The sequence below is a fragment of the Pseudoduganella danionis genome, assembly GCF_009720775.1.
Classification (GTDB): domain Bacteria; phylum Pseudomonadota; class Gammaproteobacteria; order Burkholderiales; family Burkholderiaceae_D; genus Rugamonas; species Rugamonas danionis.
Genome location: NZ_WNKW01000002.1, coordinates 87,397 through 102,357, shown reverse-complemented (window position 1 = coordinate 102,357; position 14,961 = coordinate 87,397). Strand labels below are relative to the sequence as shown.

Sequence of the window (14,961 nt, the reverse complement as noted above, 5' to 3'; positions counted from 1 at the left end):
TCTTCGGGCGCTAACCTCCAACACAAGGAAATGACATGGGTAACCGACTTTCTAAAATCGCCACCCGCACGGGCGACGGCGGCACCACCGGCCTAGGCGACGGCAGCCGCACCGACAAGGATAGCGTGCGCATACAGGCCATAGGCGAAGTCGACGAACTCAATTCCCATCTGGGCCTGCTGCTGTGCGAAGACATGCCGGCCGAGCTGCGCGAAGAACTGGTCACCATCCAGCATGATCTGTTTGATCTCGGTGGCGAGCTATGCATCCCCGGCTACCAAATGATTACCGAAGACCACGTGCTGCGTCTCGATGAGCATCTGTCCAAATACAACGCCACCCTGCCCGCACTGACGGAATTCATCCTGCCGGCCGGTTCGCGTGCGGCCTCGCAGGCCCACGTCTGCCGCACCGTGTGCCGCCGCGCCGAACGCGCCATCGTCACGCTGGGCAAGGCCGAAACCATCCATGAACACCCGCGCCAGTACGTCAACCGCCTGTCCGATCTGCTGTTCGTACTTGCCCGCGTACTGAACCGCCATGCGGGCGGCAGCGATGTGCTGTGGCAGCACGAACGCCGCCGCAAAGCCTGAAAATAAAAACGGGGTCAGGTCGGGCATTGGCGCAGAGCTCGCTATCAAAATAGCGGACTCTGCGCCAATGCCCGACCTGACCCCGAACTAATGCGGCAGGGCCGCCTTAGCCGTTATTGACCACCAGACGCGGCTCGACGGCAGCACTGCGCTGGCGGATGGATGCCGTGATACCGGCGCCATCAAGGCCCACGCTGGCCAGCAGCTTGGCCGGATCGCCATGGTCGATGAACTGGTCCGGCAGGCCCAGCATCTGCAGCGGCTTGACGATGCCTTCGGCAGCCAGTGCTTCGGCCACGGCCGCACCGGCACCACCCATGATGCAGCCCTCTTCCACCGTTACCAGATAATCGTGTTCGGCCGCGAGCTGGCGCACCAGCTCTACGTCCAGCGGCTTGACGAAGCGCATATTTGCGACCGTCGCGTCCAAGGCTTCGCCCGCTGCCATGGCCGGTGCCACCATCGAGCCAAAGGCGAGGATGGCGATCTTCTGGCCGCGGCGCTTGATTTCGCCTTTGCCAATTTCCAGCGTGGTCAGCGCTTTTTCTACCGCTGCACCGATGCCGGCACCGCGCGGGTAACGGATCGCTGCCGGGCCCTGGTAATGGTAGCCCGTGGTCAGCATCTGGCGGCATTCGTTTTCGTCCGATGGTGCCATCACCACCATGTTAGGGATGCAGCGCAGATAGGCCAGATCGTAGTTACCGGCGTGGGTGGCACCGTCGGCACCTACCAGACCGGCACGGTCCAGCGCAAAGGTCACGTCCAGATTCTGCAGGGCCACGTCGTGGATCAGCTGGTCGTAGCCGCGCTGCAGGAAGGTGGAGTAGATCGCCACGACGGGCTTCAGGCCTTCGCAGGCCAGACCGGCGCCAAACGTCACCGCGTGCTGCTCGGCGATGCCGACGTCGAAATAGCGGTCCGGATATTCCTGATCGAAGCGCACCATGCCCGAGCCTTCGCGCATGGCCGGCGTGATGCCGACCAGCTTCTTGTCGGCAGCGGCCATGTCGCACAGCCAGTTGCCGAATACTTCCGTGTAGGTCAGTTTGCTAGGCGCGGTAGGCGGCTTGATGCCTTCGGCCGGATTGAACTTGCCCGTTCCGTGGTACAGAATCGGCTCGGCTTCGGCCAGCTTGTAGCCCTGGCCTTTTTTGGTCACCACGTGCAGGAACTGCGGGCCTTTCAGGTGGCGGATATTCTGCAGCGTAGGAATCAGCGATTCCAGATCATGGCCGTCGATAGGGCCGATGTAGTTGAAGCCGAATTCTTCGAACATGGTGGCCGGTACTACCATGCCTTTGGCATGCTCTTCGAGGCGCTTGGCCAGTTCCAGCACAGGGGCAGGCAATACCGATTTACCCACGTTCTTGGCCGCCGCGTAGAACTGCCCCGACATCAGGCGGGCCAGATAGCGGTTCAGCGCGCCCACGGGCGGCGAGATCGACATATCGTTGTCGTTCAGGATCACCAGCAGATTCAGGTCTTCCTGCACACCGGCGTTATTCAGCGCTTCGAAGGCCATACCGGCCGTCATCGAGCCGTCGCCGATCACGGCGATGGCGTGACGGTTTTCGCCCTTGATCTTGGCTGCCTGCGCCATGCCCAGTGCGGCCGAAATCGAAGTTGACGAGTGCGCCGTGCCGAAGGTGTCGTATTCGCTTTCGTCGCGCTTGGGGAAGCCGGAAATGCCGCCGAGCTGGCGCAGCGTGTGCATGCGCTCGCGCCGTCCGGTGAGGATTTTGTGCGAATAAGTCTGGTGGCCCACGTCCCACACGATGCGGTCGTAGGGCGTGTTAAACACGTAATGCAGTGCCACCGTCAGTTCCACTGTGCCCAGATTGGACGACAGGTGGCCGCCCGTTTTCGACACCGAATCGAGCAGGTAGGCGCGCAGTTCGTGCGCCAGTGGCGTCAGCTGGGTGCGCGCCAGTTTGCGCACATCCGCCGGCGAATTTATAGTTGCTAGCAAGTCCATTTATGCCTTCCGCTGTACGATCAGATCCGCGAGTTCGCGTAACCGCAAAGCTTTATCTCCGAACGGCGCGAGCGCTGCATGCGCATCGAGCCGCAATTTTTCCGCCAGTGCCCGTGACGGTTCCAGACCCAGTATCGAGACATAAGTCGGCTTGTTGTCGGCGGCATCCTTGCCAGCCGTTTTGCCCAGCGTGGCCGAATCGGCCGTCGCGTCGAGCACATCATCCACCACCTGGAAGGCCAGACCGATGGCACGCGCGTAGTCGTTCAGCGCCTGCAGTTCGGCTGCGTCCAGTTCCTTGCCGGCCAGCGCACCGAGCACCACCGAAGCGCGCAGCAGCGCGCCGGTTTTCAGCTGGTGCATCTGTTCCAGTTGGGCCAAGGTCAGGCTCAGACCCACGCTATCGAGGTCAATAGCCTGGCCGCCGCACATGCCGGCCGAGCCGGAAGCATGGGCCAGCACGCGCAGCATGGCCATCTGGCGCGCCGGCGGCAGCGTGGTTGCTTCGGCCAGCACCATGAAGGCCTGCGATTGCAGCGCGTCGCCTACCAGCAGCGCGGTGGCGTCGTCATAGGCCACGTGCACGGTCGGTTTGCCACGGCGCAGTTCATCATCGTCCATGCAGGGCATGTCGTCGTGCACCAGCGAATAGGCGTGGATCATTTCCACTGCGGCCGCAGCGCGGCTCAGGGCCTGCGCTTCGGCATCGAACAGGGCGCCGGCCGCGTACACCAGCAGCGGGCGCACGCGCTTGCCGCCACCGAGCAGCGCATAGCGCATGGCTTCGTGCAGCTTGGTCGGCACCACCGTGGCGGCAGGTAAAAAGCCGGCTAGATCAAGTTCCGATCCGGCTTGTACGGTTTTCATCCAGTCGTCGAAAGCGGCCGTCATTGTTCCGCCTCCCCGCCCGGTGCGAATGGTTTGAGCATGTCGCCTTCCAGAATTTTGACCTGAGCTTCCACTTTTTCCAGCTGCGCAGCGCAGAACTGCACCAGCGTCGAGCCGCGTGCGTAGGCGGCCACCGAGCCTTCCAGCGGCAGCTGGCCGCCTTCCATCTGGGCTACCAGTTGCGCCAGTTCGGCCATGGCGTCTTCGAACGAGGCCGGGACCGGGTCCGGACCTGCGCCAGCGGCAGTTGATTTCTTAGACATAGTTACTCAAGTTGTATGGCAATACACATGCCCGCGCAGTGTAGCCCGTTATTTTAGAACAAACCACCTGATCCGGTGGTACTCTAGCGGCCCGCGCGGCAGTGGAAACAGTGGATTTTATCGCAATTAGGCATGCAGGCAGCGCAAACCTGCCGTTTATCGTCCCTAGCGAGGCCTGATAGGCCCTAAAACACTGGCTGGCGCGCCTCAGGGGGCGGAAACACGGTATAATCGCCGGTTCTGTCCGAAATACCATTTTCAACAAACTTGAATTCAGGTCTTTACGGATTCTGTCTCTTCTTGGTTTGAAGTACATATTAAGGGGGGTTGGGATGTCCGATCTGGGTACCCACGCTAAGCTGGCGCGTTCGAACGCGCAACTACCGGTTGACGTCTATTTTGACGAAGCGCTACTGCAGCGTGAAATGCAGCAACTTTTCCAGAACGGTCCGCGCTATATCGGCCACGAACTGATGGTGCCGAATGTGGGCGACTTTGCCACGCTCGCATCCGAAAACGAGGGCCGCGTACTGGTGCGCAATGCCGATGGTCTGGAATTACTGTCCAACGTATGCCGTCACCGGCAGGCGGTAATGGTCAATGGCCGTGGCAATGCAGACAACATCGTCTGCCCGCTGCACCGCTGGACCTATGACCTCAAAGGTGAGCTGATCGGTGCGCCGCACTTCCCGGCCACGCCTTGCCTGCACCTGCCACAAACCAAGCTGCAAAGCTGGAATGGTCTGCTGTTCGAGCAGAATGGCTACAACGTGATGGAAAAGCTGTCGCAGCTGTCCGTCACCAAGGATCTGGATTTCACCGGCTATATGCTGGACCACGTGGAAGTGCACCACTGCGATTACAACTGGAAGACTTTCATCGAAGTCTATCTGGAGGATTACCACGTCGAGCCGTTCCACCCGGGGCTGGGCAGCTTTGTCAGCTGCGACGATCTGCGCTGGGAATTCGGTGCCGACTACAGCGTGCAGACGGTGGGCGTGCACAAAGGCCTGCAGAAGTCCGGCTCGGAAATCTATAAGCGCTGGCAGGAGCAGGTGCTCCAGTTCCGTGGCGGCGAAGCGCCGCCATATGGCGCCATCTGGCTCACGCTCTACCCCAACATCATGGTGGAGTGGTATCCGCATGTGCTGATCGTCTCGACCCTGTGGCCGGACGGTCCGCAGCGCACCAAGAACGTGGTGGAGTTCTATTATCCGGAAGAGATCGTGCTGTTCGAGCGCGAGTTCGTCGAAGCCGAGCGAGCCGCCTACATGGAAACCTGCATCGAGGACGATGAAATCGGCCAGCGCATGGACGCGGGCCGCAAGGCGCTGATGAAGCGCGGCATGACGGATGCGGGGCCTTACCAGTCGCCAATGGAAGACGGCATGCAGCACTTCCACGAATGGTACCGCGCCAACATCGAACTGCCGAAGTAACTCGGTAGGCAGCTAACGATGCAATCTCTGTGGATGCTGTTTGCCAGTTTCATGTTCGCCGCCATGGGCGTGTGCGTGAAGCTGGCGTCGCAGCAGTTCTCCACGTCCGAAATCGTGATGTACCGCGGCATCGTCGGTGTCGTGGTCCTGTCCCTCATCATCCGCCTGCAGGGCGGCAGCTTCCGCACGACTATGCCGGGCGCCCATTTGTGGCGCGGCGTGGTCGGCGTGGTATCGCTGTGGATGTGGTTCTACGCAATTGCCAACCTGCCGCTGGCCACCGCCGTCACACTCAACTACATGGCGCCCATCTGGATCGCCCTGTGGCTGTTCATCATGGGCTGGTGGCATGCCAAGAATCAGGTGCGGTGGCCGCTGCTGGCCGCCATTGCTGCCAGCTTCGGCGGCGTCACGCTGCTGCTGCAACCGGCTTTCCACGCCAACCAGCTAGGCACGGCGCTGATCGCGCTGGGCTCCAGCGTGCTGTCCGCCATGGCCTATATGCAGGTACGCAAACTGGGGCTGGCCGGTGAACCGGAAAACCGCGTGGTGCTGTATTTCTCCGCGATGAGTCTGGTCGCGGGTATTGCCGGCAACTATGCACTTGCGCCCGATGGCGCGGCCGTCTGGCACCCCATCACGAGCTGGCACGGCGGCTTGCTGCTGCTGGGCATAGGCATCTGCGCCACCAGCGCCCAGATCGCCATGACGCGTGCCTACCGGCTGGGCCAGACGCTGGTGGTGGCCAATCTGCAGTACACCGGCATTGTGTTCTCCAGCGTATGGGGCGTGCTGGTGTTCGATGATGCTTTCAGTTGGCATAGCTGGGCCGGGATCAGTGTGATCCTGCTGTCGGGCGTGGCCGCAACGTTCTACAATACCCGTAACACGGAGCGCGGTAAGGCCATCGCCAGTACCGATCCGATTGCCAGCGAAGTCTGAGTTCTGGCCTGCGGCCTGGTCCGGGGCCGCAGGCCGGGATCAGGACTGGACACTGGTGCCAGTCACTCAACGAGGAGCCCTGTTATGCACACTACCCTGATCAGCGCCGCCGAACTGGCGCGCAATGCCCACGATAGCCAGTGGGTCGTGCTCGATTGCCGCCATGACCTGATGAACCCTGCGGCCGGCCGCGTAGCCTACGCCGGCGGGCATATCCCGGGCGCCCGTTTTGCCCATATCGATACCGATCTGTCGGGCGCCAAAACGGGCGCGGACGGCGTGTTCCGTGGCCGCCACCCGTTGCCCGAGCGGGCTACCCTGCTGGCCACCTTGCGTAGCTGGGGCATCAGCGATGGCACGCAGGTGGTGGCGTACGACGCCCACGGCGGCATGTTTGCGGCCCGCCTTTGGTGGTTGCTGCGCTGGATGGGGCATGACAGTGTGGCCGTGCTGGATGGCGGCCTGCCCGCGTGGCAGGCCCAGGGCCAGCCGCTGGAAACGGCGGAGCCAGCACCGGCCAGCGCAGGGACGCTCAGCGAACGTGCGGCGCTGGTGCAGACGGTGACGGTGGAAGACGTGCTGTTCAACCTGTCCACGCAGGACCGCATCGTGGTCGATGCGCGCGCAGCAGACCGCTATCGGGGCGAGAACGAAACCATCGATCCCGTCGGCGGCCACATTCCCCATGCACGCAACCGCTTTTTCAAGGACAACCTGACGGCCGACGGCACTTTCAAGGATGCGGCCCAGCTGCGCAGCGAGTTCGCGCCTCTGTTTGCCACGGCCGCGCAAGCCATCATGCAGTGCGGTTCCGGTGTAACGGCCTGCCACAACCTGCTGGCTCTGGAAGTGGCCGGCATGCCGGGCGCCGTGCTCTACCCCGGCTCGTGGAGCGAATGGTGCGCCGATCCGGCCCGCCCTGTCGCCACCGGCAATTAATCAAACACAGGGCATTTATCCGCAAGCCATCGTTGACGGGGCAGAATCCGGCTCGTATTCTGACCCCATACTTTCAGGAGCTGCCATGCCTCTCCCTCAACAGATCAGGCCCATCACCTATCTCAAGTCCAGCGCCGCGGAAATCGTCAAGGAATTCATCACCAATCCCGAACCTATCATCATCACACAGCATGGTGAACCCAAGATGGTGGTGATGGATATCCGCGAGTACGAAAAACAGCAGGAAACGCTGGCGCTACTCAAGCTTATCGCGCTCGGCAAACAGGAATTCAAAGAGGGGAAATTCAGCGACGCAGAATCGTTCCTCGATGAAATGGACGATCACCCGTGAGCCGCAAGGTCGTCGTTCTTGAGAGTGCCAAGCAGGACTTCGTAGAGGTCAAGCGCTATATCAGGAACGACTTCGGTGAGCACGTATGGAACGCCATCAATCTGGAATACAAGACAGCGATACGCCAGATCAGGGAACATCCCCATCTCGGCAGCCAGATCGATGATCTGCTGGAACTTGGCATCCGCAACATCCGCTACATATTGGTGCGGCAAACTAGAATCGTCTATGAATACGACGATGAGCTAGTGCTCATCCACATGTTCATACATACCCGAAGAAACTTCCGAACCCAGCTATTCCAGCGCATCGGAGGCGCGCCTTCAGGCTGAGCGTGGTTCCCGATACGACTTAATGGTGGCTGTGGGTTAGCCACAGCACGATAGACACGCCGGCCGCGATCAGCAGCACTTGCGGCACGCTTTCGCGCAGGGTAGCGCGGCGCTGCATCTGCGGCATCAGATCGCTGACGGCAATGTAGATGAAGCCCGACGAGGCAAACACCAGCACATAAGGTATCAGGCCGCTGGCACGGTCCAGCGTGTAGTAGCCAAGCAGGCCGCCAGCGATCGACAGCAGGCTGCACAGCAGGTTGTAGACGTAGGCACGCGTGCGCGAGAAGCCGGCATTGAGCAGCACGATGAAGTCGCCGATTTCCTGCGGGATTTCATGCGCGACGATGGCCAGGCCCGTCACCAGCCCGAGTTCCGGATTGGCCAGGAACGCGGCCGCGATCAGGATGCCGTCAGTGAAATTGTGCATGCCGTCGCCGACCAGTATCATCCAGCCCGCTTTGCCCGCTTCATGCTTGTCATGACCATGGTGATGGTGGTGGCCATCACCTTCATGGTGGTGCGAGTGGCGCAGGATGGCCAGCTTCTCCAGCAGGAAGAAGGCCAGCAGGCCGGCCAGCAGCGTGGCGAACAGGCTGCGCGCGCTGGCCTGCGATTCGAACGCTTCCGGCAGCGCATGTAGCAGCGACGTCGACAGCATGATGCCGACCGACAGGCTGACCATCCGTTCCACCATTTTCGATAGCAGCGCGAACGAAAACAGCGCGGCAGCAGAAATGCTGACGACGCCGGCCACAGTGGTGGCTAACAGGATGGAAATCAGTACGGGATCGATCTTATCGCCTCTTCTTACGGGACTACCGCTGCCAAACTGGACAGCGGGGGCATTATTTTAACGCCCAGCCCGGTTTTCTGCCTAAAACAGCGCCGGAATCGCTAACCGCCGCCGCCACGCCGCGCACTTGCGCGGCTGCCTGGCGGTGTATTCAGGGCGCCACGCCGTACTGCTTGAACCAGTTCTGCAGGCGCTGCCAGCCATCGCGCGCATCGGCCGCCACATAGCTGGGGCGGTAGTCGGCATGGAAGGCGTGGCCCGAATCGGGATAGATCACGAACTGCGAGCCACTGCTACCCTTGGCCAGTTCCTTCTGCATGGCGGCGATGCTGTCCTGCGGGATGCCCGCATCTTTCAGGCCGTACAGGCCCAGCACGGGAGTTTTCAGAGATCCAGCGATATCAATAGCTTGCCTGGGAGTCATGGCACTACTGGTTCCCACCAGACGGCCATACCACGCTACACCTGCTTTGACTTTGGGATTATGGGCGGCGTACAGCCACGTGATACGGCCGCCCCAGCAGAAACCGGTAATGCCCAGCTTGTCCGTATTACCGCCATGGGCTGTGGCCCAGGCCACGGTGGCATCGAGATCGGCCATCACTTGCTCGTCTGGCGTGCGCGCAATGATGTCGCGCTGCAGTTCGGCGATCGAGGCCACTTTCTGCGGATCGCCCTGGCGCACGAACAGGTCGGGCGCCAGCGCCATGTAACCGAGTTTGGCGAAACGGCGCGCCACATCGGCGATGTGTTCGTGCACGCCGAAGATTTCCGACACGACCAGCACCACGGGCGGATTGGCCTTGCCTTCCGGCTGGGCGCGATACACGGGCACGCGCTGACCTGCCACGTCGAGCTCGATGGTGCCGGCGATCAGCCCCTTGCTATCGGTGCTGATGACGTTCTGCGCCACCACCGGCATGGCCGCCGCAGCGAAGCCCGTGCCGAGTGCCACCTTGATGAAATCGCGCCTTGCTATGCCGTCCGACAGACTGGTTTTGGCCAGCAGGCTTGCGGCGTCCTGTTGAAGATCATCCATGCATTGCTCTCCCAGATTGATGGGCGCCGCCTGCGCCGCTGCGGGCGCCCGGCGCGCGTTTGGTAAGTAATTAGTGTGCTTCTTCCCAGTTGTTGCCGACGCCGACTTCGGCGATCAGCGGTACTTTCAGTTCGGCCACGCCGGCCATCAGCTTGGGCAGCATGTCCTTGACCAGCGACAGTTCGGCGTCCGGCACTTCCAGCACCAGTTCATCGTGCACCTGCATGATCATGCGGGTCTGCAGTTGCTGCGCTTCGAGCCAGTCCTGCACGGCCACCATGGCCAGCTTGATCAGATCGGCCGCGGTACCCTGCATCGGTGCGTTGATCGCTGCGCGTTCGGCAGCCTGACGGCGCGGGCCGTTGGGCGAATTAATTTCGGGCAGCCACAGGCGGCGACCGAACACGGTTTCCACATAGCCGCGTGCCTTGGCCTGCTGGCGGGTGTCGTCCATATACTGTTTGACGCCGGCGAAGCGGGCGAAATAGCGCTCGATATAGTTTTGCGCAGCGCCCCGTTCTATGCCCAGATTGGCGGCCAGACCGAAGGCGCTCATGCCGTAGATCAGACCGAAGTTGATCACCTTGGCGTAGCGGCGCTGTTCGCTGTCCACATCCTGCGGTGCCACGCCGAAGATTTCGCCCGCCGTAGCGCGGTGGATGTCCACCCCGTCGGCAAACGCGCGCAGCATGGCTTCATCTTCCGAAATGTGCGCCATGATGCGCAGTTCGATCTGCGAATAGTCGGCCGAGACGATATGGCTGCCGGCCGGCGCGACGAAGGCTTCGCGGATGCGGCGGCCTTCCTTGGTACGCACGGGGATGTTCTGCAGATTCGGATCGTTCGAAGCCAGCCGGCCCGTGACGGCTACGGCCTGCGCATAGTTGGTGTGTACACGGCCCGTGGCTGGGTTGATGCCCTTGGGCAGCTTGTCGGTATAGGTCGATTTGAGCTTGGACAGGCTGCGGTATTCCAGCAGCACTTTCGGCAGCGGATAGTCTTCCGCCAGCTTCTGCAGCACTTCTTCGTCGGTCGATGGCGCACCGCTCGGCGTCTTTTTCACTACCGGCAGTTTCAGCTTCTCGAAGAAGATTTCGCCGATCTGCTTGGGCGAACCCAGATTGAAAGGCTGCTCGGCCAGTTCGTGCGCCTTGGCTTCCAGCTCGACGATGCGCGCACCCAGTTCGGCCGATTGCTGCTGCAGCAGGGCGGCATCGATCTGCACGCCGTTGCGCTCGATTTTCTGCAGTACCACGGCGGTCGGCAATTCGATCTGGCGGTAGATGAAATTGAGTTTGTCGTGTGGTTCCACTTCACCGATCATGGCCTGATGCAGGCGCAGCGTGATGTCGGCATCTTCTGCCGCATAGGCTGTGGCGCGCTCGATTTCCACTTGATCGAAAGTGATCTGGCTGGCGCCCTTGCCGCACACATCCACGAACGGAATGGTGGTGTAGTTCAGGTGGCGCAGCGCCAGACTGTCCATGTCGTGGCTGCGGTGCGATTCGAATACATACGATTCGAGCAGCGTGTCGTGCGCGATGCCGCGCAGGGTGATGCCCTGATTGGCAAAAATGTGTGCGTCGTATTTGAGGTTCTGGCCTACCTTGGCCTTGCCGGCGTCTTCCAGCCATGGACGCAGTTGCGCCAGCGTGGCAGCACGGTCGAGCTGCTGCGGCACGCCCGGATAGGCGTGTGCCAGCGGGATGTAGCAGGCTTTGCCCGCTTCCACCGACAGCGAGATGCCGACCAGCTGCGCCGTCATCGGTTCCAGCGAGGTGGTTTCCGTGTCCACCGCCGTCAGCGCGGCCGCGTTGATCAGGGCGATCCAGCGCGCCAGCTGTTCCTGCGTCAGCACGGTTTCGTATTCGGCCTTGATTTCCGGCGCTGTGCCGAACATGTCGAGGTTGGCCGAGACGGCGCCACCGGCGGCAATGGCAGGCGCACCGGTAGCACCCGCGGCGTCAGCGCCGCGGCCGGCAGCGCCCGCACCTGTGCCTGCACCTGCGCCTGCACCTGCACCGCGCGCTGCTGCACCGGCACCCGCTGCGCCACTGCTCAATTCACGCAGCAGGGTCTTGAAACCGTATTTGCTGAAGAAGGCCAGCAGCCCGTCCTTGTCTTCCGGCTGCGCCACCAGCGAGGCGCTGATGCTGTCCATGTGTGCCGACAGGTCGCAGTCCAGCTTCACGGTGATCAGTTCACGGCCCTTGGGCAGCCATGGCAGCGCTGTACGCAGGTTCTCGCCCACGGCGCCACCCACTTCGGCCGCATGCGCCATCACGCCATCCAGACTGTCGTACGCGGTCAGCCACTTGAGCGCCGTTTTCGGGCCGCACTTGTGCACGCCCGGCACGTTGTCGACGGTATCGCCGATCAGGGTCAGGTAATCGATGATGCGATTCGGCGGCACGCCGAATTTGGCCAGCACGCCCGCTTCATCCATCTTCTCATTGGTCATGGTGTTGATCAGCATGACTTGCGGATTGACCAACTGGGCCAGATCCTTGTCGCCGGTGGAGATCACCACATTCATGCCGGCCTGCGCGGCCTGCAGCGACAGCGTGCCGATCACGTCGTCCGCTTCCACCCCTTCCACCATCAGGATGGGCCAACCCATGGCTTTGACCACTTCGTGGATAGGCTCGATCTGCAGGCGCAGGTCGTCCGGCATGGAAGCACGGGTGGCCTTGTATTCGGGGTACATCTCGTCGCGGAAGGTCTTGCCCTTGGCGTCGAACACGCAGGCGATATAGGCTGCAGGATAGTCGGCGCGCAGGCGGCGCAGCATATTGACCATGCCGTGCATGGCGCCGGTCGGGTAGCCGTCCGCGCTGCGCAGGTCGGGCAGGCCGTGATAGGCACGATAAAGGTAGCTGGAACCGTCAACTAACAGCAGGGTATTTTGCATAGCGTGAAATCTGGGATGAGGCGGCTTTGCGCCGCCATAAACGTGCATTATCGCAGGTTTTACGGGCACACTGACCCATATGACAACTTTTCAAAAAAACAAGTAGAGACTGTCCTCAAAGGAAAATCCCACGCCGACCAGCGCTTTTAAGCCAGTCTAGCGTGTCAGTTTGTTACAATGGATCATACAGAAAATTTTGACGGATTTTTATCCCCCGGTTTTTACTCACTCGATACACTAGTACCCGATTAAGGCGATCCACCATGCTGCGCACTTCCACCCTCTGGCCTGCCCTGCTTCTGACCCTGAGCGCCCACTCGGCGTTCGCCCAGTCCACTCCTAGCCAGGCGCCACCAAAACTGGAAAAGCTCGAGGAAGTCACGGAAGACCCGATCACCGTCACGTCCAAACCGACGGCCGAGACCAAGATCACGGAACGCCGAGACAACACGGGTAAAGTCGTAGAAGCCACCGTCAAGAGCGGCCCTAGCACTTACACGGTGCGGCCAAATCACCCAGCCGGCACAGCTTTGCCCGGCGACGCAATGGGCGGCGCCAACCGCGGCCCGCAGTGGACGGTGATGGAATTTGATATTGGCAAGAAGAAGAAAAAAACGGCAGAGGATGAAGGCGCAGCCGAAGCGACCACGCCACCACCTGCCGCGAAGTAGTTTGCCAGACTAGCCACGCGCACGTCCGCAACTGCGGGCGCCTGCGGCTGCTGCCGTCCGGCGGCACCGCTCACCGAACCTGATTTATACCCATGGCAGTGTTTACCTCGGTCACGCTGGGCGATTTGACCCAGTGGATCAAACAATTCCCTCTCGGACAGGCTGTTGCCTTGAAAGGCATCGCGTCCGGCATCGAAAACAGTAATTTCTTCCTGACCACCGAAAGCGGCGAATACGTCCTCACCATTTTCGAAAACCTTTCCTTCGAGCAGTTACCGTTCTACCTCAAGCTGATGCACCATCTGGCCGAGCGGGGCGTGCTGGTGCCAGCCCCCGTGGCCACCCACGATGGCGAGCTGATCGTGCCGCTGCACGGCAAACCGGCCGCCATCGTCTCCAAACTCGAAGGTAGCTCGCAGATGGCACCGCAAGCGGTGCACTGCGCCGCCGTGGGCACCATGCTGGCGCGCATGCATCTGGCAGCGCAGGACTACCCGCTGGAACAGCCCAATCTGCGCGGCCTGGACTGGTGGAACTTGACCACGCCAAAAGTACTGCCGTATCTGTCGGCCGAGAATGCCCATCTGCTGCGCGCGGAAATGCATTTCCAGGAAGCTTTTGCCGGCTGCGACACTTACCGCCAACTGCAGCGCGGCCCCGTCCACGCCGATCTGTTCCGCAACAATGTGATGTTCGTGGGCGAACGCCTGACCGGCTTCTTCGATTTCTATTTCGCCGGCTGCGATACCTGGCTGTTCGATGTGGCCGTCACCATCAACGACTGGTGTATCGACCTCGCGACGGGCGTGCTCGATACGGCGCGCGTACGCGCCATGCTGGACGCCTACCATGCGGTGCGGCCATTCACGGATGCCGAGCAGACCGCATGGCAACCCATGCTGCGCGCTGCCGCGCTGCGCTTCTGGCTGTCGCGCCTGTATGACTACTACCAGCCACGCGAAGCCGAGATGCTGACGCCGCACGATCCGACTCACTTCGAGCGCATCCTGCGCGAACGCATCGCCACGCCCGCACCGGAGTTACGCGGATGAACCGGCTACCCATGCGTGCCGGCTTCGGCTGGGTGAAACAGGGCTGGCAGCTATTCCGCAAGCAGCCGGGCGGCCTGATGGCGCTGTTCTTCTGCTGCATGTTCCTGTCCATGTTCACGCTGTTCGTGCCCCTGCTCGGCTCAATTGCACCGACCTTGTTGGCGCCCATGTTCACGGTGGCGCTGCTGCAAGCGTGCACCGATGTCGATCAGGGCCAGCGCGCCCAGCCGCGTGTGCTGTTCAACGGCTTCCGCCAGCCGGCCCGCCATCCGCTGCTCGGCATGGGGCTGGTGTATCTGCTGCTGATGATGGTGGCGCTAGCCATCCTGTCGCTACTCGATGATGGCAATCTGATCCGCATGGCCGCCGGCGAAGTGGCCATGGACGAGGCCATGCTGGAACAGTCGCGCGGCCCGCTGTTTCTCGGTTCGCTGATCTACATGCTGGGCTGGCTGCTGACCTGTCTGACGGCGCCGCTGATCTACTGGCAGAAAATGACGCTGGGCAAAGCGCTGTTCTTCAGCGTGGTGACCGTCGTGCGCGACTTCCGCGCTTTCTTCGGCGCGGCCCTGCTGCTGTTCATGTTGTTCCAGGTCGGTACGGCGCTGCCAGTGCTGCTGTTGAGTTCGCCGCAACTGAAGCTGACCACCGTATTCGCGATTTTTCTGGTGCTGGTAGTGCTGCTGCACTGCACGCTGTATGCGTGCTACCGCCATTATTTCGGTACGCCGGCCGCCACCACGCCGTCCGTACCGTTGCGCTGAAC

Annotated in this window: 15 protein-coding genes; 9 read left to right on the top strand and 6 right to left on the bottom strand. The window is 61.6% G+C overall.

Going from position 1 to position 14,961, the window contains the following annotated elements:
* The first annotated feature begins 35 nt into the window (after positions 1–35).
* Entirely contained in the window at positions 36–593 is a 558-nt protein-coding gene (locus GM655_RS08675) for a cob(I)yrinic acid a,c-diamide adenosyltransferase (RefSeq protein WP_155434286.1), read from the top strand.
* A 106-nt stretch (positions 594–699) separates the two neighbouring features.
* Here GM655_RS08675 and dxs read toward each other — a convergent pair whose 3' ends face one another.
* Genes dxs through GM655_RS08660 form a run of 3 tightly spaced genes read right to left on the bottom strand, consistent with a single transcriptional unit; the run spans position 700 to position 3,722 of the window.
* Complete coding sequence (gene dxs / locus GM655_RS08670; RefSeq protein ID WP_155434285.1) at positions 700–2,571, bottom strand: 1-deoxy-D-xylulose-5-phosphate synthase; 1,872 nt, start codon at positions 2,569–2,571, stop codon at positions 700–702.
* Entirely contained in the window at positions 2,572–3,462 is an 891-nt protein-coding gene (locus tag GM655_RS08665; protein ID WP_155434284.1) for a polyprenyl synthetase family protein, read from the bottom strand.
* Positions 3,459–3,722 carry an exodeoxyribonuclease VII small subunit gene (locus tag GM655_RS08660; protein ID WP_155434283.1) on the bottom strand — a complete coding sequence of 88 codons (264 nt, stop codon included), beginning with the start codon at positions 3,720–3,722 and terminating at the stop codon, positions 3,459–3,461. Before GM655_RS08660 ends, GM655_RS08665 begins: the two co-directional genes overlap by 4 nt.
* A gap of 332 nt (positions 3,723–4,054) precedes the next feature.
* On the opposite strand from GM655_RS08660, the gene GM655_RS08655 reads away from it, so the two are divergent.
* From GM655_RS08655 to GM655_RS08635, 5 genes are all read left to right on the top strand, one after another.
* Positions 4,055–5,161: an aromatic ring-hydroxylating oxygenase subunit alpha gene (locus tag GM655_RS08655; protein WP_155434282.1), complete on the top strand. Its 1,107-nt coding sequence runs from the start codon at positions 4,055–4,057 to the stop codon at positions 5,159–5,161.
* Positions 5,162–5,179: 18 nt separating this feature from the next.
* On the top strand, positions 5,180–6,103 hold the full coding sequence (locus GM655_RS08650; RefSeq protein ID WP_155434281.1) for a DMT family transporter: 924 nt from the start codon (positions 5,180–5,182) through the stop codon (positions 6,101–6,103).
* A gap of 84 nt (positions 6,104–6,187) precedes the next feature.
* Positions 6,188–7,042 carry a sulfurtransferase gene (locus GM655_RS08645; protein WP_155434280.1) on the top strand — a complete coding sequence of 285 codons (855 nt, stop codon included), beginning with the start codon at positions 6,188–6,190 and terminating at the stop codon, positions 7,040–7,042.
* 85 nt (positions 7,043–7,127) lie between these two features.
* Positions 7,128–7,394, top strand: a complete 267-nt coding sequence (locus GM655_RS08640; protein WP_155434279.1) for a type II toxin-antitoxin system Phd/YefM family antitoxin — start codon at positions 7,128–7,130, stop codon at positions 7,392–7,394.
* Positions 7,391–7,726 (top strand): type II toxin-antitoxin system RelE/ParE family toxin, encoded by a 336-nt coding sequence (locus GM655_RS08635; RefSeq protein WP_155434278.1) that lies wholly within the window; start codon positions 7,391–7,393, stop codon positions 7,724–7,726. The genes GM655_RS08640 and GM655_RS08635 overlap by 4 nt, the downstream gene beginning before the upstream one ends.
* Positions 7,727–7,745: 19 nt before the next feature.
* Here the strand turns inward: GM655_RS08635 and GM655_RS08630 are convergent, their stop codons facing one another.
* From GM655_RS08630 to polA, 3 genes are all read right to left on the bottom strand, one after another.
* Positions 7,746–8,450, bottom strand: a complete 705-nt coding sequence (locus GM655_RS08630) for a ZIP family metal transporter (RefSeq protein WP_155434794.1) — start codon at positions 8,448–8,450, stop codon at positions 7,746–7,748.
* A 223-nt stretch (positions 8,451–8,673) separates the two neighbouring features.
* Positions 8,674–9,561, bottom strand: a complete 888-nt coding sequence (locus GM655_RS08625; protein ID WP_155434277.1) for a dienelactone hydrolase family protein — start codon at positions 9,559–9,561, stop codon at positions 8,674–8,676.
* 70 nt (positions 9,562–9,631) lie between these two features.
* Positions 9,632–12,472 (bottom strand): DNA polymerase I, encoded by a 2,841-nt coding sequence (polA, locus tag GM655_RS08620; protein ID WP_155434276.1) that lies wholly within the window; start codon positions 12,470–12,472, stop codon positions 9,632–9,634.
* A gap of 263 nt (positions 12,473–12,735) precedes the next feature.
* On the opposite strand from polA, the gene GM655_RS08615 reads away from it, so the two are divergent.
* From GM655_RS08615 to GM655_RS08605, 3 genes are all read left to right on the top strand, one after another.
* On the top strand, positions 12,736–13,143 hold the full coding sequence (locus tag GM655_RS08615; RefSeq protein WP_155434275.1) for a hypothetical protein: 408 nt from the start codon (positions 12,736–12,738) through the stop codon (positions 13,141–13,143).
* A gap of 92 nt (positions 13,144–13,235) precedes the next feature.
* The gene (locus GM655_RS08610) at positions 13,236–14,195 is read left to right on the top strand and encodes a homoserine kinase (protein WP_155434274.1); all 960 of its coding nucleotides are present in this window, start codon (positions 13,236–13,238) and stop codon (positions 14,193–14,195) included.
* On the top strand, positions 14,192–14,959 hold the full coding sequence (locus tag GM655_RS08605; protein WP_155434273.1) for a BPSS1780 family membrane protein: 768 nt from the start codon (positions 14,192–14,194) through the stop codon (positions 14,957–14,959). The genes GM655_RS08610 and GM655_RS08605 overlap by 4 nt, the downstream gene beginning before the upstream one ends.
* Positions 14,960–14,961 lie beyond the last annotated feature (2 nt).

Bases quoted from the DNA above. Each gene is read 5' to 3' on its own strand.
- GM655_RS08675 (WP_155434286.1), top strand. From the start codon at position 36: ATGGGTAACCGACTTTCTAAAATCGCCACCCGCACGGGCGACGGCGGC.
- dxs (WP_155434285.1), bottom strand. From the start codon at position 2,571: ATGGACTTGCTAGCAACTATAAATTCGCCGGCGGATGTGCGCAAACTG.
- GM655_RS08665 (WP_155434284.1), bottom strand. From the start codon at position 3,462: ATGACGGCCGCTTTCGACGACTGGATGAAAACCGTACAAGCCGGATCG.
- GM655_RS08660 (WP_155434283.1), bottom strand. From the start codon at position 3,722: ATGTCTAAGAAATCAACTGCCGCTGGCGCAGGTCCGGACCCGGTCCCG.
- GM655_RS08655 (WP_155434282.1), top strand. From the start codon at position 4,055: ATGTCCGATCTGGGTACCCACGCTAAGCTGGCGCGTTCGAACGCGCAA.
- GM655_RS08650 (WP_155434281.1), top strand. From the start codon at position 5,180: ATGCAATCTCTGTGGATGCTGTTTGCCAGTTTCATGTTCGCCGCCATG.
- GM655_RS08645 (WP_155434280.1), top strand. From the start codon at position 6,188: ATGCACACTACCCTGATCAGCGCCGCCGAACTGGCGCGCAATGCCCAC.
- GM655_RS08640 (WP_155434279.1), top strand. From the start codon at position 7,128: ATGCCTCTCCCTCAACAGATCAGGCCCATCACCTATCTCAAGTCCAGC.
- GM655_RS08625 (WP_155434277.1), bottom strand. From the start codon at position 9,561: ATGGATGATCTTCAACAGGACGCCGCAAGCCTGCTGGCCAAAACCAGT.
- polA (WP_155434276.1), bottom strand. From the start codon at position 12,472: ATGCAAAATACCCTGCTGTTAGTTGACGGTTCCAGCTACCTTTATCGT.
- GM655_RS08615 (WP_155434275.1), top strand. From the start codon at position 12,736: ATGCTGCGCACTTCCACCCTCTGGCCTGCCCTGCTTCTGACCCTGAGC.
- GM655_RS08610 (WP_155434274.1), top strand. From the start codon at position 13,236: ATGGCAGTGTTTACCTCGGTCACGCTGGGCGATTTGACCCAGTGGATC.
- GM655_RS08605 (WP_155434273.1), top strand. From the start codon at position 14,192: ATGAACCGGCTACCCATGCGTGCCGGCTTCGGCTGGGTGAAACAGGGC.